The organism is Pseudescherichia sp. L3, from assembly GCF_024656065.1.
Classification (GTDB): domain Bacteria; phylum Pseudomonadota; class Gammaproteobacteria; order Enterobacterales; family Enterobacteriaceae; genus Pseudescherichia.
This window is the reverse complement of record NZ_JANKYC010000003.1, coordinates 54,286-75,565: the sequence shown is the minus strand read 5'-3', so window position 1 is coordinate 75,565 and position 21,280 is coordinate 54,286. Positions and strand designations below refer to the sequence as shown.

The 21,280-nt window shown below is 58.6% G+C and carries 21 protein-coding genes; 15 read left to right on the top strand and 6 right to left on the bottom strand.

Annotated features, from left to right (window positions below):
* Positions 1 to 34: 34 nt before the first annotated feature.
* The gene (gene mrcA / locus NR795_RS15710; protein ID WP_257758694.1) at positions 35 to 2,587 is read right to left on the bottom strand and encodes a peptidoglycan glycosyltransferase/peptidoglycan DD-transpeptidase MrcA; all 2,553 of its coding nucleotides are present in this window, start codon (positions 2,585 to 2,587) and stop codon (positions 35 to 37) included.
* A gap of 120 nt (positions 2,588 to 2,707) precedes the next feature.
* Between mrcA and pilM the strand changes: the two genes are divergently transcribed.
* The 12 genes from pilM to trpS all read left to right on the top strand — a co-directional run bounded on the left by pilM (position 2,708) and on the right by trpS (position 12,766).
* A complete protein-coding gene (pilM, locus tag NR795_RS15705; RefSeq protein WP_144818044.1) occupies positions 2,708 to 3,490 on the top strand; it encodes a pilus assembly protein PilM in 783 nt (260 codons plus the stop codon).
* Entirely contained in the window at positions 3,490 to 4,029 is a 540-nt protein-coding gene (locus tag NR795_RS15700) for a PilN domain-containing protein (protein ID WP_257758693.1), read from the top strand. Before pilM ends, NR795_RS15700 begins: the two co-directional genes overlap by 1 nt.
* Positions 4,013 to 4,480: a hypothetical protein gene (locus tag NR795_RS15695; protein ID WP_144818046.1), complete on the top strand. Its 468-nt coding sequence runs from the start codon at positions 4,013 to 4,015 to the stop codon at positions 4,478 to 4,480. The genes NR795_RS15700 and NR795_RS15695 overlap by 17 nt, the downstream gene beginning before the upstream one ends.
* Entirely contained in the window at positions 4,470 to 4,877 is a 408-nt protein-coding gene (locus NR795_RS15690; RefSeq protein ID WP_257758692.1) for a DUF2531 family protein, read from the top strand. Before NR795_RS15695 ends, NR795_RS15690 begins: the two co-directional genes overlap by 11 nt.
* Positions 4,786 to 6,027, top strand: a complete 1,242-nt coding sequence (gene hofQ, locus NR795_RS15685; RefSeq protein WP_257758691.1) for a DNA uptake porin HofQ — start codon at positions 4,786 to 4,788, stop codon at positions 6,025 to 6,027. Before NR795_RS15690 ends, hofQ begins: the two co-directional genes overlap by 92 nt.
* A gap of 306 nt (positions 6,028 to 6,333) precedes the next feature.
* Positions 6,334 to 6,855, top strand: coding sequence for a shikimate kinase AroK (gene aroK / locus NR795_RS15680; RefSeq protein WP_003861630.1), 522 nt, complete (start codon positions 6,334 to 6,336; stop codon positions 6,853 to 6,855).
* A 54-nt stretch (positions 6,856 to 6,909) separates the two neighbouring features.
* Positions 6,910 to 7,998, top strand: coding sequence for a 3-dehydroquinate synthase (gene aroB / locus NR795_RS15675; RefSeq protein ID WP_144818049.1), 1,089 nt, complete (start codon positions 6,910 to 6,912; stop codon positions 7,996 to 7,998).
* A gap of 91 nt (positions 7,999 to 8,089) precedes the next feature.
* On the top strand, positions 8,090 to 9,427 hold the full coding sequence (gene damX, locus NR795_RS15670) for a cell division protein DamX (protein WP_257758690.1): 1,338 nt from the start codon (positions 8,090 to 8,092) through the stop codon (positions 9,425 to 9,427).
* 65 nt (positions 9,428 to 9,492) lie between these two features.
* Positions 9,493 to 10,317, top strand: coding sequence for an adenine-specific DNA-methyltransferase (gene dam, locus NR795_RS15665; protein WP_144818051.1), 825 nt, complete (start codon positions 9,493 to 9,495; stop codon positions 10,315 to 10,317).
* A 17-nt stretch (positions 10,318 to 10,334) separates the two neighbouring features.
* A complete protein-coding gene (gene rpe, locus NR795_RS15660) occupies positions 10,335 to 11,012 on the top strand; it encodes a ribulose-phosphate 3-epimerase (protein ID WP_042393104.1) in 678 nt (225 codons plus the stop codon).
* Complete coding sequence (gene gph, locus NR795_RS15655; RefSeq protein WP_257758689.1) at positions 11,005 to 11,769, top strand: phosphoglycolate phosphatase; 765 nt, start codon at positions 11,005 to 11,007, stop codon at positions 11,767 to 11,769. Before rpe ends, gph begins: the two co-directional genes overlap by 8 nt.
* Positions 11,762 to 12,766 carry a tryptophan--tRNA ligase gene (gene trpS / locus NR795_RS15650; RefSeq protein ID WP_144818053.1) on the top strand — a complete coding sequence of 335 codons (1,005 nt, stop codon included), beginning with the start codon at positions 11,762 to 11,764 and terminating at the stop codon, positions 12,764 to 12,766. Before gph ends, trpS begins: the two co-directional genes overlap by 8 nt.
* A 58-nt stretch (positions 12,767 to 12,824) precedes the next feature.
* Here the strand turns inward: trpS and cysG are convergent, their stop codons facing one another.
* The 5 genes from cysG to tsgA all read right to left on the bottom strand — a co-directional run bounded on the left by cysG (position 12,825) and on the right by tsgA (position 19,458).
* Positions 12,825 to 14,198 carry a siroheme synthase CysG gene (gene cysG, locus NR795_RS15645; protein WP_144818054.1) on the bottom strand — a complete coding sequence of 458 codons (1,374 nt, stop codon included), beginning with the start codon at positions 14,196 to 14,198 and terminating at the stop codon, positions 12,825 to 12,827.
* Positions 14,199 to 14,235: 37 nt separating this feature from the next.
* Positions 14,236 to 15,042 (bottom strand): nitrite transporter NirC, encoded by an 807-nt coding sequence (gene nirC, locus NR795_RS15640; RefSeq protein WP_144818055.1) that lies wholly within the window; start codon positions 15,040 to 15,042, stop codon positions 14,236 to 14,238.
* Between the two features lie 80 nt (positions 15,043 to 15,122).
* Positions 15,123 to 15,449, bottom strand: coding sequence for a nitrite reductase small subunit NirD (gene nirD / locus NR795_RS15635; protein WP_257758688.1), 327 nt, complete (start codon positions 15,447 to 15,449; stop codon positions 15,123 to 15,125).
* Complete coding sequence (gene nirB / locus NR795_RS15630) at positions 15,446 to 17,989, bottom strand: nitrite reductase large subunit NirB (protein ID WP_257758687.1); 2,544 nt, start codon at positions 17,987 to 17,989, stop codon at positions 15,446 to 15,448. Before nirB ends, nirD begins: the two co-directional genes overlap by 4 nt.
* Before the next feature lie 284 nt (positions 17,990 to 18,273).
* Positions 18,274 to 19,458 (bottom strand): MFS transporter TsgA, encoded by a 1,185-nt coding sequence (gene tsgA, locus NR795_RS15625; protein ID WP_222889373.1) that lies wholly within the window; start codon positions 19,456 to 19,458, stop codon positions 18,274 to 18,276.
* Between the two features lie 279 nt (positions 19,459 to 19,737).
* Between tsgA and ppiA the strand changes: the two genes are divergently transcribed.
* From ppiA to NR795_RS15610, 3 genes are all read left to right on the top strand, one after another.
* Complete coding sequence (gene ppiA / locus NR795_RS15620; RefSeq protein ID WP_257758686.1) at positions 19,738 to 20,310, top strand: peptidylprolyl isomerase A; 573 nt, start codon at positions 19,738 to 19,740, stop codon at positions 20,308 to 20,310.
* Positions 20,311 to 20,418: 108 nt separating this feature from the next.
* Positions 20,419 to 20,589, top strand: a complete 171-nt coding sequence (locus tag NR795_RS15615) for a YhfG family protein (protein WP_144818059.1) — start codon at positions 20,419 to 20,421, stop codon at positions 20,587 to 20,589.
* Positions 20,579 to 21,172 (top strand): putative adenosine monophosphate-protein transferase Fic, encoded by a 594-nt coding sequence (locus tag NR795_RS15610; RefSeq protein WP_144818060.1) that lies wholly within the window; start codon positions 20,579 to 20,581, stop codon positions 21,170 to 21,172. The genes NR795_RS15615 and NR795_RS15610 overlap by 11 nt, the downstream gene beginning before the upstream one ends.
* Positions 21,173 to 21,280: the final 108 nt, after the last annotated feature.

Here is a 21,280-nt window from a genome sequence, read left to right as displayed (position 1 = left end):
CGGCGGGAATAGCCCCGCCGGGCGTATTGGTCACCTAAAAGAGCTCGTGCGTCTCGCCGTTATCGATAAGGGTTGTCCCCACCTCATGCACCGCCTGCTGGGTTGGCTGCGTACCTTCAATGAAGTACTCCTGACGGCTGTTGCCACCGTTCGCTAACTGCCCGGTGCTGCGATCGATGTTCACCGTCACAATACCCGGCGGCGGCGTTAGCGGTGCTTCCGGCACGCCGTCCAGCACGCTTTTCATAAAGGCATCCCATGCTGGCTGGGCACTCTTCGCCCCGCCTTCATAGCCTGAGATCTGATCCTTAATCGCGCCGGAGGCGGTAGTCCGGCCCAGATCGCGACGGTGATCGTCAAAGCCAATCCATACCGAGGTCACGACGCCAGGACCGTAGCCGGAGAACCAGGCATCTTTCGAACTGTTGGTGGTGCCGGTTTTGCCGCCAATATCGTTACGCTTGAGATCGCGTCCGGCACGCCAGCCGGTGCCCTGCCAGCCCGGTTCGCCAAAGATGTTGCTGTTCAGCGCGCTCTTAATCAGGAACGACAGCGGGGTGTTGATTACATGCGGCGCGTACTGCGGCGCACCGGTCTGCGCCACCAGCGCCTGGTTGGCCTGTTCAAGCTGCGGCATAGGCACGGTGAGGTTCTGCTGCTCTTGCGACACGGATACGTCCTCAACGTTGCTGTTCTCCAGCACGTTGGACTTCTGCGTCTCGCCGTAGATCACCGGAATATCACACTCCGCACAGGCGACCTTCGGCTGGGCTTCAAACAGTACCTTGCCCTGGTCATTTTCGATCTTGCTGATAAACCACGGGTCGATCAGGAAGCCACCGTTCGTCATGACTGCATAGCCGCGCGCCACCTGCAGTGGGGTGAAGGAGGCGGAGCCGAGCGCCAGCGACTCGGTGTGAACAATGTTCTGGGCCGGGAAACCGAAGCGTTGCAGGTACTCCGCAGCGTAATCGACGCCCATCGCCCGCATGGCCCGTACCATCACCACGTTTTTCGACTGGCCTAACCCCTGGCGCAGGCGAATAGGACCGGCATACTCTGGCGGCGAGTTTTTCGGTCGCCAGTCGGAGCCTGCACCGGCATCCCAGCGTGAGATCGGCACGTCGTTAAGAATGCTCGCCAGCGTGAGCCCTTTGTCCATCGCCGCGGTGTAGAGGAACGGCTTGATGTTCGAGCCGACCTGGCGCAGCGCCTGAGTGGCGCGATTAAATTTGCTCTGGTTGAAATCGAAGCCGCCGACCAGGGCTATCACCGCTCCGTTCTGCGGGTTGATGGAGACCAGGGCCGAGTTCACGTCCGGCACCTGCGCCAGCCACCAGGCGTCGTTCACCTGGCGAACCCAAATCTGCTGTCCGGCCTGTACTGCATCGGTCACCCGGCGCGGCGTTGCGCCCTGAGCGGTATCCGAGCGGAAAGGGCGTGCCCAGCGTACGCCGTCCATGCGCAGCGACACTGACGTGCCGTCGGCCAGCATCGCCGTTGCTTCCTGGGCATTGGCCTGCATCACTACGGCAGGGAGCAGCGGTCCATAGGTCGGCAGCGCGCGCAGAGAGTCAGTGATTTTTTTGCTATCCCACGGGCTCTCGCCCAGTTTCCACAGCACGTTCGCCGGTCCGCGATAGCCGTGACGCATGTCGTAATCCATCACGTTGTCGCGTACCGCCTTCTGGGCCGCTTCCTGTGTTTTCCGCGTGATGGTGGTGTAGACCCGGTAGCCATCCTCATAGGCCTTCTCGCCGTAGCGCGACACCATATCCTGGCGCACCATCTCCGAGAGATAAGGGGAGGAGAAGGCGATCTCCGGGGCGTGATAGTTGGCATCAATGGCTTCACTGCGGGCGCTGTCGTACTGCGACTGGTTGATATAGCCTTCGCTCATCATACGCGCCAGCACCACGTTACGCCGCGAGGTCGCACGGTCGAGAGAGTAGAGCGGGTTGAAGGTTGAGGGTGCTTTTGGCAGCCCCGCAATCACCGCGATCTCGCTCAGGGTAAGCTGGTCCACAGACTTACCAAAATAGACCTGCGCCGCCGCGCCCACGCCGTAGGCGCGGTAGCCGAGGTAGATCTTGTTCAGGTAAAGCTCAAGGATCTCATCCTTGCTCATCATCTGCTCAATGCGGATCGCCAGGAAGACCTCTTTCAGCTTACGTATCAGGGTCTTTTCCGGACTGAGAAAGAAGTTACGCGCCAGCTGCTGCGTAATGGTACTCGCCCCCTGAGAGGCGTGGCCGGAGAAGAGCGCGACGCTGGCAGCACGGAAAATCCCCACCGGATCGACGCCGTGATGCTCATAAAAACGGCTGTCTTCAGTGGCAATAAAGGCTTTGACCATAACAGGTGGGATCTGATCCAGGGTCAGCGGAATGCGGCGCTTTTCGCCGTACTGCGCAATCAACTCGCCGTCGGCGGTATAAACCTGCATCGGAATTTGCAGCCGCACGTCTTTCAGCGTGGCGACGTCAGGCAGCTGTGGCTCAATAAATTTGTAGAGGCCATAAACCGAGCCTGCTCCCAGCAGAATGCAACAGACTGCAAGGATAAATAGATACTTTACGAACTTCACCGGAGATTTCCCATTTAGTTTTCTTTGGGCAGTTTATAAACAATCGCGGCGTAGTATAAAGGCAAGCCTGATGCATTGATATAGCCGTCACCCCGACGAACGATAAGGAGATCGCGATTTATGGCACTCGGTCGCTGGCGAATAGGCCTTCATATTCAGCAGGATGGCGTCTATGCCATCGCGCTAACGCAGGAAAAATCCCGCTTTGTGCTGCGCCGTTGGTGGCAGCTGCCGCTGGAAGCAGGGACGATTATTGACGGGCAGATTAGGCAGCCTGAACGTCTCTATATGGCGTTGCAGGCATGGAGTAAAACCCTGCCGCGCAGGCACCAGATTAGCATCGCTTTTCCAGCCGGCCGCACGCTGCAAAAGCGGCTGCCCCGGCCCGCCGTACGGCTAGGCGAAAGCGCCCAGCTACAGTGGGTGACCAACAGCCTCGCCCGCGAGCTGGGCATACCTGCCGACGACCTGCGCATCGACTACACCGATGACAGCGTACAGCGCGCTTACAGCGTGACGGCGGCGCAGACCAGTGACGTTGCCGCGTTGATGACGCTGGCGGATAACCTTAACCTGCATCTCTCGGCCATCACCCCTGACGCCTGTGCCCTCCAGCGCTTTATTCCGCTGCTTGTGCCGCCGCTGCGTTGGCTGGCCTGGCGTGACGCCTGCCAGTGGCTTTGGGCAACGCGCAGCGACTGGGGACGGCGCGCACATGAGGAGGCCAATACCGTTGATGAGCTGGCCCAGGTGCTGGGCCTGCCGCTGGCGGAGGGCTCACTTTGCAATGTCGAACCGGGCAGCTTCGACCCCTGGAGCGCCATTGCGCGGCTGTGCCCACCGCTGCCGGAAAACGGCACGGCCTGGGCGGTCGCCATTGGCCTGGCGCTGGGAGGTGAATAGTGGCGCAGGCGGTCAACTTTCTTCCCTGGCGTGCCCGACAGCAGCGCCGCTGCCTGCGCGTCTGGATAACGATCTTCTCTGCTAGCCTGCTGCTAATTGTGCTGCTGGCCACGGTGCTGCGAATGTACGCGTTGCAGGAGAACCAGCGGCTAACATGGGTGCAGCAGGCGGGCGTAACGTTGCAGGCAGGGCTGGCCCAGCGCCAGACGCGCCTGCTTGCCCAGCAGGCAGAGCGGCAGGCTCGGCAGCAGCGTCATCAGCGGTTACAGGCCACGCGGGAGTGGCAGCGGACGTTAACCCGTCTTGCTGACGCGCTGCCAGCGCAGGCGTGGCTGAGTGAGCTGCGCTTTCAGCAGGGGACGCTGTCGCTGGCAGGCTATGCGGTGAGCTTCGCGGCGCTAGGTGAGCTGGAAACGGTACTCAATGCGTTTCCTGGGCTACGAATGAGTAAGCCCGGGGCTGCCTCGCGGGATACCCAGGGGCGCTGGCAGTTTAATTACGCTCTGCTTCCGGACGCGCCTCATGCACCTCAACCCTGAGCGTTGGCTCTCGCTCTCTGCCCATAGCCGAAGCGCCATCTGGCTGACAATCGCCTTAGGCTGCGCCGCGCTGGCCTGGCTCCTGGCGGTGCGGCCATGCATACACGAGCAGACGCAGCGGCTGGCCGAGATCCGTGCCCAGCAGCAGAGCCGCAGCCAGCTGTGGGCAGGCGTGATGCCGCTGCGCCAGGCAGAGGAGCTGGCGACCTCTGCGATCCTACCCGAGCGCGCTTTTTCCGCGCTGGCTTTCCAGACCGGCAGCGCCCGGCTGCTGAGCTGGCATCCGAACGCCCGCGGCGGTGAGCTGGTGCTGCAAACCGGGTGGCAGGATGTGCCCGAGACCTTTGCCCGCCTCGCCAAACAGCGTATGCAGGCCACCGCCTTTTCATTGGCGTTAAAAGAGGGCGTGCTGCATCTGCGCCTTGAGCTGGAGAGCAGCGATGGCTCCTGACACACGCCGGGTATGGCTACTGGCCCTGCCGCTGCTGCTCGGCATGCGCGATCCTTTTCAGCCGCTGCCGGACCGCTGTCAGACGGCGATGCTGGCCCAGTGGCGCTACCAGGGTTTTATTGACGTTAACGGTCATCGCCGGGGCGTGCTGCGTAACGCCGAAGGACGGTGGATCAGAGCGGCGCCGGGAGGGCGTCTGCCACCCGGCTGGCAGGTCGTCTCGGTTACGGAGCAGACGTTGCACATTGCCACCGCTGCAGGTTGCGAACCAGCGCAGTGGCAGTGGCAGCGACAAGGAGCTAAGGATGAAAAAATGGATAGCGGCAGCCGGGCTGCTTCTCAGCATGCTGCCAGCATGGGCAAAAAGCCCGCTACCGGTGACGCTGGCCGTCGATGATGTTCCGGTGGTGCAGGTGCTGCAGACCCTGGCAGAGCTGGGTCGCTACAACCTTGTCGTTGCGCCAGAGGTCAGCGGCACCCTCTCTCTGCATTTGGTAAACGTTCCGTGGCAGCAGGCTTTGCAGACGGTGCTCTCCAGCGCGGAGCTGATCGTGCAGAAAGAGAACAGCGTTCTCCAGGTGCATACCCAGGCGTGGGGAGAGCAGCAGCAGGAGAAACGTAAGGCCGACAGGGCGAAGCAGCAAAGCGCTCTGCCGCTGGTGGAGAAGAGCGTTACGCTACGCTATGCCGAGGCGGAAGAGCTGGCCAGGGCGGGTGGAAAGCTGCTCAGCCCGCAGGGCACGATGATGGCCGACAAACGCATGAACCGCCTGCTGCTGCGGGACAACGCGGCTTCGCTGCAGGTCATAGCGCGCTGGATCGCAGAGATGGATCTGCCGGTCGCCCAGGTAGAGCTGTCGGCGCATATCGTAACGATTAATGAAAAGAGCCTGCGTGAGCTCGGGGTGAAGTGGACGCTAGCCGAAGCGCAGGCGGCAGGGAAAATTGGCGATGTCACCACGCTCAGTAGCGATCTCTCGGTGAGCGAGGCCACGACGCGCGTGGGCTTTAATATCGGACGCATCAATGGCCGCATGCTGGACGCCGAGCTGTCGGCCCTTGAGCAGGCGCAGCAGCTGGAAATCATCGCCAGCCCGCGTCTGCTCGCCTCTCATCAGCAGCCAGCCAGCATCAAGCAGGGGAGCGAAATTCCCTATCAGGTCTCCAGCGGCGAAAGCGGCGCGACCTCGGTCGAGTTCAAGGAGGCGGTGCTGGGAATGGAGGTAACGCCAACGGTGCTACAGGACGGTAGGGTGCGTCTGAAGCTGCATATCAGCCAGAATATGCCCGGCCAGGTGCTTCAGCAGGCGGATGGCGAAGTGTTAGCTATCGATAAGCAGGAGATCGAAACTCAGGTCGAAGTCGGCAGCGGTGATACGCTGGCGTTGGGCGGCATCTTTCAGCAACAGAAGAAATCCGGCAGCGAGAGCGTGCCTGGGCTGGGCAGCGTGCCCTGGCTGGGACGTCTTTTTCGCCATGAGGGTAACGATAACAAGCGGCGCGAGCTGGTGGTTTTCATCACGCCACGCCTTATGCCGCTGCATTAAGGCGGGAAGGGCGCAGCTCAAATATGATGATTTTTGCCATGAACTGAACTCAGGTGTTTGACGTGAGACATGAATTAGCTTACAAGGAGTACCGATTTTGAGCGTCAGCTACTCCCGTCTTACCTCAATTGGCCTCTTCGCAAGGTTGGTGATTTATTCAGTTGCCAAAACAGCGCGAGTATTGAGATAATTTTCAGTCTGATTCTCGAACTTACGCATATGAGGTTTCAGTTCATGTCCTGCTCCGCCAGGTGTCTGCGAAGTGGGTTTACCATTAACGAATAGTCTTATAGTAGTACCGAAAAAATGGCAGAGAAACGCAATATCTTTCTGGTTGGGCCTATGGGTGCCGGCAAAAGCACTATTGGGCGTCAGTTAGCTCAACAACTCAATATGGAATTTTACGATTCTGATCAAGAGATTGAGAAACGAACCGGAGCTGATGTGGGCTGGGTCTTCGATGTAGAAGGTGAAGAAGGTTTCCGCGATCGCGAAGAAAAGGTCATTAACGAACTGACCGAGAAGCAGGGCATTGTGCTGGCGACAGGCGGCGGCTCTGTGAAATCCCGCGAAACCCGTAATCGTCTCTCCGCCCGTGGCGTAGTGGTGTATCTGGAAACCACTATCGAAAAGCAGCTGGCTCGTACTCAACGCGATAAAAAGCGTCCACTGTTACAGGTGGAGACGCCGCCGCGAGAAGTTCTCGAAGCGCTGGCCGACGAACGGAATCCTCTCTATGAAGAGATTGCCGACGTCACCATCCGCACCGACGATCAGAGCGCAAAAGTGGTTGCAAACCAGATTATTCATATGCTGGAAAGCAACTGATTCTGGCTTACTATAACGCCTGCAGGTTTACGCAATTAAGGTGGATGTCGCGTCATGGAGAGGATCACCGTCACTCTTGGGGAACGTAGTTACCCAATCACCATCGCGGCTGGTTTGTTTAACGATCCAGCTTCCTTTTTGCCGTTGAAGTCAGGCGACCAGGTCATGCTGGTCACTAACGAGACGCTGGCTCCGCTCTATCTTGAAAAAATCCGCCATGTTCTTGAACAGGCGGGTGTGCGGGTTGACAGCGTCGTGCTGCCGGACGGTGAGCAGTACAAAAGCCTGGCGGTACTGGATACGGTTTTCACCGCCCTGTTGCAAAAACCTCATGGGCGCGATACGACGCTGGTGGCACTTGGCGGCGGCGTGGTAGGCGATCTTACCGGCTTTGCGGCTGCGAGCTATCAACGTGGCGTGCGCTTTATTCAGGTGCCCACCACGCTCCTTTCTCAGGTCGATTCGTCCGTTGGCGGCAAGACAGCGGTGAATCACCCTCTCGGCAAAAATATGATCGGCGCGTTCTACCAGCCCGCCTCTGTGGTCGTCGATCTCGACTGCCTGGCGACGCTTCCCGCGCGCGAACTCTCCTCTGGCCTGGCTGAAGTCATCAAGTACGGCATCATTCTTGACGCCGCATTCTTTAGCTGGCTGGAAGAGAATCTCGATGCGCTTCTGCGCCTCGACGGTCCCACCATGGCCTACTGCATTCGCCGCTGTTGTGAACTAAAAGCCGAAGTTGTCGCCGCGGACGAGCGCGAGACCGGCTTACGTGCTTTACTCAACCTGGGCCACACGTTTGGTCACGCTATCGAAGCCGAAATGGGCTACGGTAACTGGCTGCACGGTGAAGCGGTGGCGGCGGGAATGGTCATGGCAGCACGCGCGGCCGAACGCCTCGGGCAGTTTAGCCGGGACGATACGCAGCGAATCATTACCTTACTCACGCGCGCTGGCCTGCCGGTCAACGGTCCGCGGGAGATGTCCGCAGAGGCGTATATTCCTCACATGCTGCGTGACAAAAAGGTGCTGGCGGGCGAGATGCGTTTAGTCCTGCCGCTGGCGATAGGGAAGAGTGAAGTCCGTGGCGGAGTGCCACATGATGTTGTTCTTGGCGCCATTGCTGATTGCCAGCAGGCGTGAAAACGAGAAAGGTCTGGCCACGCCAGTCGTGGTGTTTAACTTCGGGCAATGCGCACTAGTGGTAGGCATTAGCCTTTGAGTGGGGTGTTAAATGGATGAATTCAAACCAGAAGACGAGCTGAAAACCGATCCCAGCGATCGTCGTCCTGGTCGTACGCGCCAGTCTTCTGAACGCGACAGCGATCCGCAGATCAACTTCGATGATGTCGATCTGGACGCTGACGATCGTCGCCCTTCACGGACGCGTAAAGCACGTGAAGAGAGTGATGAAAGCTATGAGGAAGAGGAGCTGGAGGAGAGCGCCGTGGATGAGGAGCGCGTAGAGCGTCGCCCTCGCAAGCGTAAAAAAGCCCCTGCCGCTAAACCTGCCTCCCGCCAGTACCTGATGATGGGGCTGGGGATCCTGGTTCTACTCCTGCTGATCGTCGGCATCGGATCCGCGCTGAAGTCACCTGCCGATAAGTCCGGCAGTGAACAGGCATCCTCGGAGAAGAGCGTCAACCTGTCAGATAACGCCGCCGACCAGGCCAACGGCACGCAGCCTGCGCCGGGCGCGACTTCGGCTGAGCAAACGGCGGGTAATCCGCAGGATGTCTCTCTGCCGCCGATCGCCTCTACGCCAACCCAGGGGCAGACACCTGCCGCGCCGGAAGGCCAGCAGCGCGTTGAAGTGCAGGGCGATCTGAACAACGCCTTGGCGCAGCCGCAGAACCAAAACCAGGTAGACAGCGTGGCGGTGAACTCCACTCTGCCAACCGAGCCCGCTACCGTAGCGCCAGTGCATAACGCGAAAGCAGCAGAGTCGCGCCAGACCGCCGCGTCTGAGCGTCAGGCCTCCGCAACCGAGCACCGCGCCGCGCCGCGCACCGAGCGCCAGCAGGCGGTAATCGAGCCGAAGCCAACCCAAAGCGCGCCGAAAGCAGCAGCCCAGCCGAAGCGCACCGAGACGGCGGCCACGACCGCGCCAGCGACGACCAGCACGGCCCAGCCAAAAGCAACGGCCAGCGCAGCCCCTGCGGCGAAACCGTCTGCAGCGGTCACGGCAACGGCACCGACCCAGTCGGCGAAGCCTGCCACGACCCCTGCGCCAGCGGCCGCCGCACCGGCAGCAGCAGCGCCTGCGGCCACGGCTAATGCCTCTACTGGCAACGTGGGTTTCCTGAAGTCAGCGCCGGGCAGCCACTACACGCTGCAGCTGAGCAGCTCGTCGAACTACAACAACCTGAACGCGTGGGCGAAGAAAGAGAACCTGAAAAACTTCGTGGTTTATCAGACTTCGCGTAACGGTCAGCCGTGGTACGTATTGGTAAGCGGTGTCTATGCGTCGAAAGATGATGCTAAACGCGCCGTCTCTACGCTGCCAGCCGACGTGCAGGCGAAAAACCCGTGGGCGAAGCCGCTGCATCAGGTGCAGGCCGATCTCAAGTAATGAGTAAAGCGCAAATGCTGTCGGGCTCACGCCCCAGCTGCAAAGGGTGTCATTAGTTAGTCAGCATGAAAAAAAATCGCGCTTTTCTGAAATGGGCAGGGGGGAAATACCCCCTGCTCGACGACATTAAAAAGCATTTACCACCCGGTGAGTGTCTTATAGAACCCTTCGTCGGGGCCGGGTCGGTATTTCTGAATACCGACTTTTCTCGCTATATCCTTGCGGATATCAACAGCGATCTGATCGGTCTCTACAACATCGTTAAAACCCGCACCGATGAGTATGTCCTCAACGCCCGCGAGCTGTTTACGCCGCAGCATAACCAGGCTGAGGTCTACTACCGGCTGCGTACCGAGTTCAACCAGTGCCGGGATCCGCTGCGGCGCGCGGTGCTGTTTTTATATCTAAACCGTCACGGCTATAACGGTCTGTGCCGCTATAATCTGCGCGGCGAGTTTAACGTGCCCTTTGGCCGGTATAAAAAACCCTACTTCCCGGAAGCCGAGCTGTACCACTTTGCTGAAAAGGCCCAGAACGCAGAGTTTCGCTGCCTCTCGTATGAGGCGTGCATGGAACTCGCCGACGTTAATTCCGTGGTCTACTGCGATCCGCCCTATGCACCTCTCTCTGCGACGGCGAACTTTACCGCCTATCATACCAACAGCTTTAGTCCGCTAGAGCAGGCGCGTCTGGCAGAGATGGCGGAATTACTGGTCAGTAAGCAAATCCCAGTGTTAATTTCGAATCACGATACGCCGGACACCCGTGAGTGGTACAAAGCCGCGACGCATTTTCAGGTTAAAGTGCGCCGCAGTATCAGCAGCAACGGTGGCACACGCAAAAAGGTGGACGAACTGCTGGCGCTCTATCGCCCGGCAGACAAAAAATAGTTCTCAAGGAGATGCGGATGAAACAGTATTTGATTGCCCCTTCAATTCTGTCGGCTGACTTTGCCCGCCTGGGTGAGGACACCGCTAACGCGCTGGCGGCCGGTGGCGACGTGGTGCATTTTGACGTCATGGATAACCACTACGTCCCCAATCTGACGATGGGGCCGATGGTATTGAAAGCCCTGCGCGACTATGGCATCACCGCCCCCATTGACGTCCACCTGATGGTGAAGCCGGTAGATCGTTTGATCCCGGATTTCGCTGCCGCAGGGGCGAGCATTATTACTTTCCATCCCGAAGCCAGCGAACACGTCGACCGCTCGCTGCAGCTGATCAAAGAGCACGGCTGTAAAGCGGGGCTGGTGTTCAACCCGGCAACCTCTCTGAGCTGGCTTGACTACGTCATGGACAAACTCGATGTGATCCTGCTGATGTCCGTCAACCCGGGCTTCGGCGGCCAGAGCTTTATTCCTCATACGCTCGACAAGCTGCGCGAAGTGCGCCGTCGCATCGATGCTTCCGGCTATGACATTCGCCTTGAGGTTGATGGCGGCGTGAAGGCGGATAACATCGGTGAAATTGCCGCCGCAGGCGCAGATATGTTTGTCGCTGGCTCGGCTATTTTTAACCAGCCGGACTACCGTAGCGTGATCGATAAAATGCGCAGCGAACTGGCAAAGGTTCATCATGGCTAAGAAAATCGATGGAATTCAGGCTATTGCCTTCGATCTCGACGGTACGCTGGTCGATAGCGCTCCGGGTCTGACCCACGCCGTAGACCAGGCGCTCTATGCCCTGGAGCTGCCCGCTGCCGGTGAGGCTCGGGTAGTCACGTGGATCGGCAACGGCGCTGACGTGCTGATGCAGCGGGCGCTGGCATGGTCTCGTCAGGAGCACGCCAGCCAGCGTGCAATGGCGGGCAAACCGGCAATCGATCACGCGGCTATTCCCGAAGAGGAGCAGGCCCGCATTCTGCGCAAGCTTTTCGATCGTTACTATGCCGACGTGGTTGAAGAGGGCAGCTTTCTCTTCCCGGACGTAGCCGCCACCCTGGCCGCCCTGCATGAAGAGGGCTATCCGCTGGCGCTGGTAACCAATAAGCCGACGCCGTTTGTTGCGCCCCTGCTGGAGGCGCTGGATATTGCCCGCTATTTCACGCTGGTGATAGGCGGTGACGATGTCAAAAACAAAAAGCCGCACCCGGAGCCGCTGCTGCTGGTCGCTGAGAAGCTCGGGGTGACGCCGCAGGCGCTGCTGTTTGTTGGCGATTCGCGGAATGATATTCAGGCGGCGAAAGCGGCTGGCTGCTGTGCCGTGGGCCTCACCTACGGCTACAACTACGGCGAAGCCATCGCGCTGAGCGAACCGAATCATATCTTCGACCATTTCAAAGAGTTACTGCCCGCGCTTGGGCTTCCATATAGTGAACATCAGGAACAGAAAAATGACTAAGCCCATCGTCTTTAGTGGCGCACAGCCCTCAGGTGAACTGACCATCGGCAACTATATGGGTGCGCTGCGTCAGTGGGTAACCATGCAGGATGACTACGACTGCATCTACTGCATCGTGGATCTCCACGCCATTACCGCCCGTCAGGATCCAGAGAAGCTGCGCAAGGCTACCCTGGATACGCTGGCGCTCTACCTGGCCTGCGGGATCGATCCCGAGAAGAGCACCATTTTCGTGCAGTCCCACGTGCCGGAGCATGCGCAGCTTGGCTGGGCGCTGAACTGCTACACCTATTTCGGCGAGCTGAGCCGCATGACCCAGTTTAAGGATAAGTCAGCGCGCTACTCTGAGAACATCAACGCCGGCTTGTTTGACTATCCGGTGCTGATGGCGGCAGACATTTTGCTCTATCAGACTAACCAGGTACCGGTTGGTGAAGATCAGAAGCAGCACCTTGAGCTGAGCCGCGATATCGCCCAGCGTTTTAACGCTATCTACGGTGACGTGTTTAAAGTACCGGAGCCGTTCATTCCGAAATCCGGCGCGCGCGTAATGTCCCTGCTGGAGCCGACCAAGAAGATGTCCAAGTCTGACGATAACCGCAACAACGTTATCGGCCTGCTGGAAGATCCGAAGTCGGTGGTGAAGAAGATCAAACGTGCGGTAACCGACTCCGAAGAGCCGCCGGTCGTGCGCTACGATGTGAAGGAGAAGGCGGGCGTCTCTAACCTGCTCGATATCCTCTCTGGCGTGACCGGACAGAGCATTGCCGAGCTGGAGCAGCACTTCGAAGGTAAAATGTACGGCCACCTGAAGGGTGAAGTGGCGGAAGCGGTCTCTGGCATGCTGACCGAGCTTCAGGAGCGCTACCACCGCTACCGTAACGATGAAGCCTTCCTGCAGCGCATTATGAAAGAGGGAGCTGAGAAAGCCAGCGCCCGCGCCGCAGAGACGCTGAAAGCGGTATACGCAGCGATTGGCTTTGTGGCCAAGCCATAATTTTCGGATGTAATATGTAGGCCCGGCAAGCGTAGTGCCGCCGGGCGTTTTTCAAAAATCAGTGGTGCGAGAACCAGTTCAGCTTGTCACGCAGGGCGACGACGCGGCCAACGATAATCAGCGCCGGGCTCTCAACCTGCTGCGCCAGCGTACCCAGCTCGCTCAATACTCCGCTCACGACCCGCTGCTGTACCGCCGTACCGTTTTCCACCAGCGCGACCGGCATATCCGCCTGCATCCCATGCTCGATCAGCTTCTGCTGGATCGTTGCGGCCTGATTGAGCCCCATATAGAACACCAGGGTCTGCTTCTCTGCGGCCAGGTTTTCCCAGTCCAGCTCGCCGCCGGTTTTCAGGTGGCCGGTGATCAGCCGCACGCTCTGGGCGTAGTCGCGGTGGGTCAGCGGAATGCCCGAGTAGGCGGAGCAGCCCGAGGCAGCGGTAATGCCCGGCACCACGGAGAAAGGGATCCCCGCGTGGCACAGCGTCTCCAGCTCTTCGCCGCCGCGACCAAAGATAAACGGATCGCCACCCTTCAGGCGCACCACACGCTTGCCGGACTGCGCCTGGCGCAGCAGGATCTGGTTAATCTCCTCCTGCGGCACGCAGTGATAGCCCGCACGTTTACCGACAAAAATACGGTCGGCGTCGCGGCGCACCAGGTTCATAATGTCGTCGGAGACCAGGCGGTCATAGACCACCACGTCCGCCTGCTGGATCTGCTGGAGGCCCTTCAGCGTTAGCAGCCCGGCATCGCCCGGCCCTGCGCCAACCAGCACCACTTCCCCCCGGTTATCGAGCGGCGTGTTAAACAGCGACTCCGTCTCGTTGTCGATGGCAAGGCGATCGCTGTTGGCCAGATACTGGGCAAGACGGTCGTTGGTGAAAAACTTCTCCCAGAAGCGGCGGCGCTCGGCCATGGTGGCGAAGGTGGCCTTCACCCGTCCACGCAGGGTGCCAGCGTAGCCAGCAATTTTGCCAAGGTGCAGCGGCAGCAGCGACTCCAGCTTTTCCCGCAACAGGCGCGCCAGGACCGGCGAGGTGCCGCCGGAGGAGATCGCTACCATCAGCGGCGAGCGGTCGATGATTGACGGCATGATAAAGCTTGCCTCTTTCGGTGCATCAACCACGTTACAGAAGATGCGGCGCGCTTCCGCCGCATCGCTGACCTGCTGATTGACCGCATCGTCGTCGGTAGCGGCAATCACCAGCCAGCAGGGATCGAGCAGCGCCTCATTAAAGTGGCCCTCTACCAGAGTGACCATGCCTTCGTCCGCCCACACGGTAAACTGCGGATCGAAGTGCAGCGCATTTACGGTAAGCCGCGCACCGGCTTCCAGAAGTAAGCGGGCTTTACGCTCTGCGACATCGCCACCGCCGACGAGCAGGCAGTCGCGATCGCGTAACTGGCAAAAAATAGGAAGATGGTGCACGACGTAACCTCGTTGTAGTTTTAAGCGCTAACTCGCTTTAAGGGCTAACGGTTTCCTGCGCGGCGTTTTTAGCAGGTATAGGACGCTCTGCGCGAGGGGTAGCATACCAATATCCCAGTCCCATAAATATGGCTCCGGATAAAGTATTCCCCAGGGTTACCCACAAAAGGTTATGCCCAATACCGGACAGGGTGTAGGCGTCGCTGTGATGACCAAACCAGGAGAGGGCGAACAGAGTCATGTTGGCGACCGAGTGCTCATAGCCAGAGGCGATAAATGCCAGCAGGCACCACCAGATAGCAAGGAATTTCCCCGCGCCTTCGGTACGGATCGCCATCCAGATCGCCAGACACACCAGCCAGTTGCAGAGCACACCCTTGAAGAACAGCACGCTGGCAGGAGCACTGGTTTTTGCCAGCGCTACGGTGTGCACCAGGCTGGTATCGACCGACAGCAGGCTACCGCCGCCCCAGAAGTAGAGCAGGGCAACGAAGACCGATCCTACCAGATTACCTAGCCAGGTCTGCGGCAGGATTGTCCACATCTGGCCGTGGCTGATGGTGCCCGCTTTCACGCCCAGGGTCAGGAACATGGTGTGGCCGGTAAACAGCTCGGAGCCGGCGATGATTACCAGCGTCAGCGCGATGCCGAAGGTCGCGCCCATTACCAGCGGACGTACCGCCGGGTCAAGCAGGTTGCCAAGGGTAAAGATGAGGATAATCGCCAGGCCCACGTAGGCGCCAGCCATTGCGGAGCTGATCCAGAAGCCCAGCGGATTATCTGTAGAGAGGCGTGCAATGCGCGCAGCGTTGGCCGCACACTTGTTGATAGTGTCTGCGAACATGATGATTATCCAAAGTTAAAAAAGAAAAAGTTAAAAAAGAGAAGGTTAACAGGCGGGGGCATTGCACCCCCGCCGGGGTATTACGCTTTAATCTGTACTTCGCCGTCTTTAACCCGGGCATCAAAGCGGGCTACGGAGTGGTCCGCATCCTCCATGCACAGGCCGTCGCGCAGGCGGAAGCGCTGTTTCTTCAACGGGCTGGCAACCCACAGTTCGCCGTCGTGCTCGGCAATGATGCCGCGCGACAGCACGCTGGCCTCAAAGAAGGGATCGATGTTGCTGATGGCATAGACCTGCTCATCGGCCCGCGGGCGAAAAATCGCGATCTGCTGGTGATTCAACAGGGCGCAGACGCCGGTTGCTGGCACAATGTCAGCGAGCTGACAGACGGTGTTCCACTGGCTCATACGGTTTCCTCCACCAGAGTGACCGGAATACGCTCATACGGCGTGGCCGGGCGATGCTGCTGACGTTCCGGTACAATTTGTACCGCCGGGTCGCGGCGATCGCTATTGATAAAGTGTTTGAAGCGCACCTGCGCCTGCGGATCGTTAACGGTAGCGGTCCACTCGCAGATAACGGCGTCGCGCAGGCGGGCCATCTCTGCTTCCAGCTGGCTGTTCAGGCCAAGCTTGTCGTCGATAATCACGCTCTTCAGGTACTCAATGCCGCCTTCCAGATTGTCCAGCCAGGATGCGGTACGGGTCAGCTTATCGGCGGTGCGGATGTAGAACATCATAAAGCGGTCGAGATAGCGTACCAGCGTGTCGCGGTCGAGATCCGCCGCCAGCAGATCCGCATGGCGGGGTTTCATCCCGCCGTTACCGCAGACGTAGAGGTTCCAGCCTTTTTCTGTGGCGATAATGCCCACGTCTTTACCCTGCGCTTCCGCACATTCGCGGGTGCAGCCAGAGACGCCAAACTTCATTTTGTGCGGGGTACGGATGCCTTTGTAGCGGTTCTCCAGCTCGACGCCGAAGCCCACGCTGTCGCCGACACCGTAGCGGCACCAGGTTGAACCGACGCAGGTTTTCGCCATGCGCAGCGCTTTGGCGTAGGCATGACCGGTTTCAAACCCGGCTTCAATCAGCTGACGCCAGATCTCCGGCAGGTCATCTTTCTGCGCGCCAAACAGGCCGATACGCTGTGAGCCGGTGATTTTGGTGTAGAGGTTAAACTCGCGGGCGATACGCCCTACCTCCATCAGCCCTTCCGGAGTGATTTCGCCACCGGCAGAGCGCGGGATCACCGAGTAGGTGCCATCTTTCTGGATGTTGGCAAGGAAGTTATCGTTGGTATCCTGCAGCGGCGTATGCTGCGGCTTCAGAACGTACTCGTTCCAGCAGGAGGCCAGCAGGGAGCCAACGGTGGGTTTACACACTTCGCACCCGTAGCCCTTACCGTGTTTGGCCAGCAGCTCGTCGAAGGTCTTGATCCCTTCCACGCGGATCAGGTGGTACAGCTCCTGGCGGGAGTAGGCAAAGTGTTCGCACAGGCTGTGGTTCACTTCGATACCCTGTTTCGCCAGCTCGGCGTTCAACACCTGGGTTACCAGTGGAATACAGCCGCCGCAGCCGGTACCGGCTTTGGTTTCTGCCTTCAGCGCCGCTACCGTATGGCAGCCTTTGTTGATGGCCGAGATCAGCATGCCTTTGGTCACATCGAAGCAGGAGCAGATCTGCGCGCTGTCCGGCAGCTTATCAACGCCAATTGAGGGTTTGCCGCTGCCCGCGTGGGCGGGCAGGATCAGCGCATCCGGGTTTTCCGGCAGCTCGATGGCGTTCAGCACCAGCTGCTGTAAATTGCCAAAGTCGCTGGTGTCGCCTACCAGCACCGCACCGAGCAGGGTTTTGTTATCCGGGCTGACGATCAGGCGTTTATAGACCTCTTTGCTCTCGTCCAGGTAGACGTAGCTGCGGGAGTTTGGCGTGCAGCCATGGGCATCGCCAATGCCGCCGACGTCCACGCCCAGCAGTTTCAGCTTGGCGCTGAGGTCGGCACCTTCAAAGGCGTTCGGGGTGCCAAGGATATGGTCCACCGCCACCTGTGCCATTTTGTAGCCCGGCGCAACCAGGCCGTAGACGCGGTTGTTCCAGCTGGCGCACTCGCCGATGGCGTAGATATCCGGGTCGGAGGTCTGGCAGGTGTCATTCACCATGATCCCACCGCGCTGGGCTGTTGCTAACCCGCACTGGGTCGCCAGCTTGTCGCGTGGGCGAATACCGGTTGAGAAGACAATGAAGTCGATCTCAAGGCTGCTGCCGTCGGCAAAGCGCATGGTTTTGCGCCCTTCGACGCCCTCCTGGACGATCTCCTGGGTATTTTTGCTGGTGTGCACGCGCACGCCCATGCTCTCAATTTTGCGTTTCAGCTGCTCGCCGCCCATCTGGTCAAGCTGTTCGGCCATCAGCATCGGTGCGAACTCAATGACGTGGGTCTCAACGCCGAGGTTCTTCAGCGCCCCAGCGGCTTCGAGACCGAGCAGGCCGCCGCCCACCACTGCGCCCCGGCGGCTACGGCGCGCGCAGGCTTCAATGGCGTTCAAATCTTCGATAGTGCGATAAACAAAGCAATCCTGGGTTTCGGAGCCTTTAATCGGTGGGATCCACGGATAGGAGCCGGTGGCCATTATCAACTTATCGTAATAGACCGTGCGGCCCGCGCTGGAGTGGATCACCTTCTCCTGACGGTTGATCGTGATAGCTCGTTCGCCCACCAGCACTTTGACGCCATGCTTCTCATAGAAGCCTTCGCGCACCAGGGAGAGCTCTTCGGCGGTGTGGTGAGAGAAGTAGGAAGAGAGATGGACGCGGTCGTAGGCTTTCCGCGGCTCTTCACAAAATACGGTAATGTCGAAGCGGGCAGCGTCAGCTTTATCGAGGAGATCCTCAATAAAACGGTGGCCGACCATGCCGTTACCGATAATAGCGATTCTGACTTTGCTCATTTTTGCCTCGATTTCTTTTCTATTACTGCCTACCTTAACGATTCAGCCGTGGCGTTTATTGATGCAAATCAAGTTCACCTTTACCTACTCCCTAAGGAGTATATTGCTGATTTAAAAGCTTTTTTCTAAGTCACGGAATTAGCTGGCTTTTCGGTGTAGAGCAAATAACATACAAAAAAGAGGGTTTTTGCGCAGGAAGAGTTACCACTAAAGATTAATGGGAGTGAACCCTTGAGGAGGAGAGGAGCTAGCCCCTTTTCAGGACGAAAAGGGGCGGGAATAGCTTAGTGCGCGGAGGCGGTAGTGTTGTGTTGGCGATGGCGAGTCACGAAGCCCAGCGCGAAGCACATAACGAATACCACGGCGTAGAGGCCGTTAGCGGTCATCAGCGCCGCCTGTGGGCCGCTGTTGGCCACGATAGGTCCGGTCACCACGAAGGTCAGCATGGTACCAATGGTGCCGCAGGTGAGGACAAAGTTAACCAGCTTCGGCGACGCCACTTTGGTTTGCTGAGAGCCAAGGGTAATGATGGTGGTGTAGATGGCGCTGGAAAAGAAGCCAAGGGCCAGAATAAACCACGCCATATGCTCCGGGCTGCTGGTGATGAAGAGATACATCAGCACGGTCGCCATTCCTGCCAGCACGGTGAGAATACGCTGCAGGTCGAAGAAGCGCAGAATAACGCTAAACGCCCACATACCGACCATGTAAGACATCCAGAAGTCGCTTACCAGCTTGCCCTGGCCGCTGACGTCCATGCCCAGACCTTTGGCATACTCCGGCACCCAGGAGATAAAGCCCAGCTGGCCGAGGATGTAGCAGAGTGCAGCGATAGAGAGGAACAGGACGCCAACGCCCCACTTCTCTTTCACCACCGGCTTGTCGCTTGGGGCAGCATGTTTGCCCAGGGCCGGGAACTCGCAGCCAATGGTCAGAATAAAGATAGCGACGTAGACCAGACCAATGCAGGCGTAGACCCAATACCACTCGATGCTGCGGGCCAGCAGGAAAGCGGCCACCATCGGGAAGATCATCCCGGCCATGCTGAAGAAGGAGTCGGTGAACAGCAGCCGAGAGCCACGCTGGCGACCTTCATACATCTGCGTCACCAGGAAGGTGCCGATGGACATAGTGATACCGCTCACCAGCCCCAGCACGAACATCGCGCCAGAGAAGATTGCCAGGCTATGGGTCAGCATCAGCGCGGCGACGGCCAGCACCATCAGCACAAAGCCAAAACGCAGCTGCGTTTTTAGCGGGACGATCTCCATCAGCCAGGCATTCAGGAAGATAGAGATAAGGATCCCAGCGTTCAGGAAAGTGAAGGTGTTGCTCATGCTGGATACCGGAAGATCGAAGTACTTCGCGATATCGCCCATCACCATACCGGTGACGATCACCAACGCACCGGTAAGGGCGTAGGAGAAGAAGCTGATCCATGTGAGCTTAATTCTGTTGCTGTTAGTCATGACTGGCCTGTGAAGAGAAGTGTAAAACGCATTGACTGCGTCGTGAACGGGCAGATTTTATGCGTTCAGGTGACACATTTAAATCTTTAAAAATGAAAATTGCTCATGTTGCACATTTTATTTTGAAATGTGTCACATATTTTCCGCCTGTTGCGACACAGAGCGCTACTGACACAACTGTTTCAAATTCGTAAAATTGAGTAAAGCGCTGGCCTGGGGGCAGTATGCTCTTTAGAATCAAGCGACTCGCTCTCTTCTCTGTTCACTGTAGGAATTCACATGGTTAAAACGACTCTGGCGGCTGTAGCGGCTATTTTTGCTCTCTCTGCACTCTCTCCGGCTGCCTTCGCCGCAAAAGGCGATCCTCATGTTCTGTTAACCACCTCTGCCGGTAACATTGAGCTGGAGCTGAACAGCCAGAAAGCCCCGGTATCAGTGAAGAACTTTGTCGACTATGTGAACAGCGGTTTCTACAACAACACCACCTTTCACCGCGTGATCCCCGGCTTTATGGTGCAGGGCGGCGGCTTTAACGAGCAGATGCAGCAGAAGCAGCCGAACCCACCGATCAAGAACGAAGCGGACAACGGCCTGCGCAACACCCGCGGCACCATCTCCATGGCCCGTACCGCTGATAAAGACAGTGCCACCAGCCAGTTTTTCATCAACGTGGCGGATAACGCTTTCCTCGATCACGGCCAGCGCGACTTCGGCTACGCCGTTTTTGGTAAAGTTGTGAAAGGCATGGACATCGCGGACAAGATCTCCCAGGTACAGACCCACAACGTCGGTCCTTATCAGAATGTGCCATCGAAACCGGTGGTTATTCTCTCCGCAAAAGTTCTGCCCTAACGCTTTTTTGCACGGGCATCACCTGCCCGTGCTCCGCCTGCTTCCCTGCGTAACGTGAAAATGCCGCTTATACTTGTGGCAAATGACGCACATCATCAGGGAGACACAATGGCGAAAAAACTCACCGACCGGCAAAAATCCCGTCTCTGGGAGCAGCAGCGTAACGTCAATTTCCAGGCCAGCAGACGGCTGGAAGGGGTGGAGTGCGCCCTGGTAACGCTCAACGCAGAAGAAGCAGAGGCGCGCCTTGAGGCGCTGCGGAGGCAACATGAGCGATAAGTTTGGCGACGGGCGCGACCCGTACTTCTACGCCGGCCGCAACGTGATGAGCAACCGGCTGGGCATTCACCAGGCGAAACAGCTCGAAGAGGCGGCGTACGAATTTACCGCACTGCGTGCCGCGACGCTGGAGCTGGGTCCCGTTGCCCGGGGCCTGCCGCACCTCTGCGCCATCCATCGTCATCTCTACCAGGATATCTTTGAATGGGCCGGTGAGATCCGTGAGGTCAACATCTATCAGGGCGATACGCGCTTCTGTAATTTTGACTATATCGAGAAAGAGGGCAACGCCCTGATGCAGGCGCTGGAAGATGAAGAGTGGTTGCAGGGCCTGGAGAAAAGCGCGTTTATTGAGCGTTTAGCGCACTACTATTGCGAAATTAACGTCCTGCACCCGTTCCGGATCGGCAACGGCATTGCCGAGCGGATCTTCTTCGAGCAGCTGGCGATCCATGCAGGCTATCTGCTGGACTGGCGCGGCATTGAGCCAGACGCCTGGAGCGCGGCCAACCAGAGCGGCGCAATGGGCGACCTCTCGGCACTGATCGCTATCTTCACTCAGGTGGTGAGCGAAGCGGAGTAGAACGTTGCCGGATGGCGCTGCGCTTATCCGGCCTACTTTTTGCAGGCTGGCAAGCCTGCGCCGCCGGATATAAAACAGGTATAATAGGCGCACCGCGTTTATTGACCT

Excerpts from the sequence above, each read along its gene's own strand:
- pilM (WP_144818044.1), top strand. The coding sequence starts at position 2,708 with ATGGCACTCGGTCGCTGGCGAATAGGCCTTCATATTCAGCAGGATGGC.
- rpe (WP_042393104.1), top strand. The coding sequence starts at position 10,335 with ATGAAACAGTATTTGATTGCCCCTTCAATTCTGTCGGCTGACTTTGCC.
- NR795_RS15610 (WP_144818060.1), top strand. The coding sequence starts at position 20,579 with ATGAGCGATAAGTTTGGCGACGGGCGCGACCCGTACTTCTACGCCGGC.
- dam (WP_144818051.1), top strand. The coding sequence starts at position 9,493 with ATGAAAAAAAATCGCGCTTTTCTGAAATGGGCAGGGGGGAAATACCCC.
- aroB (WP_144818049.1), top strand. The coding sequence starts at position 6,910 with ATGGAGAGGATCACCGTCACTCTTGGGGAACGTAGTTACCCAATCACC.
- nirC (WP_144818055.1), bottom strand. The coding sequence starts at position 15,042 with ATGTTCGCAGACACTATCAACAAGTGTGCGGCCAACGCTGCGCGCATT.
- gph (WP_257758689.1), top strand. The coding sequence starts at position 11,005 with ATGGCTAAGAAAATCGATGGAATTCAGGCTATTGCCTTCGATCTCGAC.
- NR795_RS15690 (WP_257758692.1), top strand. The coding sequence starts at position 4,470 with ATGGCTCCTGACACACGCCGGGTATGGCTACTGGCCCTGCCGCTGCTG.
- ppiA (WP_257758686.1), top strand. The coding sequence starts at position 19,738 with ATGGTTAAAACGACTCTGGCGGCTGTAGCGGCTATTTTTGCTCTCTCT.
- damX (WP_257758690.1), top strand. The coding sequence starts at position 8,090 with ATGGATGAATTCAAACCAGAAGACGAGCTGAAAACCGATCCCAGCGAT.
- nirD (WP_257758688.1), bottom strand. The coding sequence starts at position 15,449 with ATGAGCCAGTGGAACACCGTCTGTCAGCTCGCTGACATTGTGCCAGCA.
- hofQ (WP_257758691.1), top strand. The coding sequence starts at position 4,786 with ATGAAAAAATGGATAGCGGCAGCCGGGCTGCTTCTCAGCATGCTGCCA.
- NR795_RS15695 (WP_144818046.1), top strand. The coding sequence starts at position 4,013 with ATGCACCTCAACCCTGAGCGTTGGCTCTCGCTCTCTGCCCATAGCCGA.
- aroK (WP_003861630.1), top strand. The coding sequence starts at position 6,334 with ATGGCAGAGAAACGCAATATCTTTCTGGTTGGGCCTATGGGTGCCGGC.
- tsgA (WP_222889373.1), bottom strand. The coding sequence starts at position 19,458 with ATGACTAACAGCAACAGAATTAAGCTCACATGGATCAGCTTCTTCTCC.
- nirB (WP_257758687.1), bottom strand. The coding sequence starts at position 17,989 with ATGAGCAAAGTCAGAATCGCTATTATCGGTAACGGCATGGTCGGCCAC.
- trpS (WP_144818053.1), top strand. The coding sequence starts at position 11,762 with ATGACTAAGCCCATCGTCTTTAGTGGCGCACAGCCCTCAGGTGAACTG.
- NR795_RS15615 (WP_144818059.1), top strand. The coding sequence starts at position 20,419 with ATGGCGAAAAAACTCACCGACCGGCAAAAATCCCGTCTCTGGGAGCAG.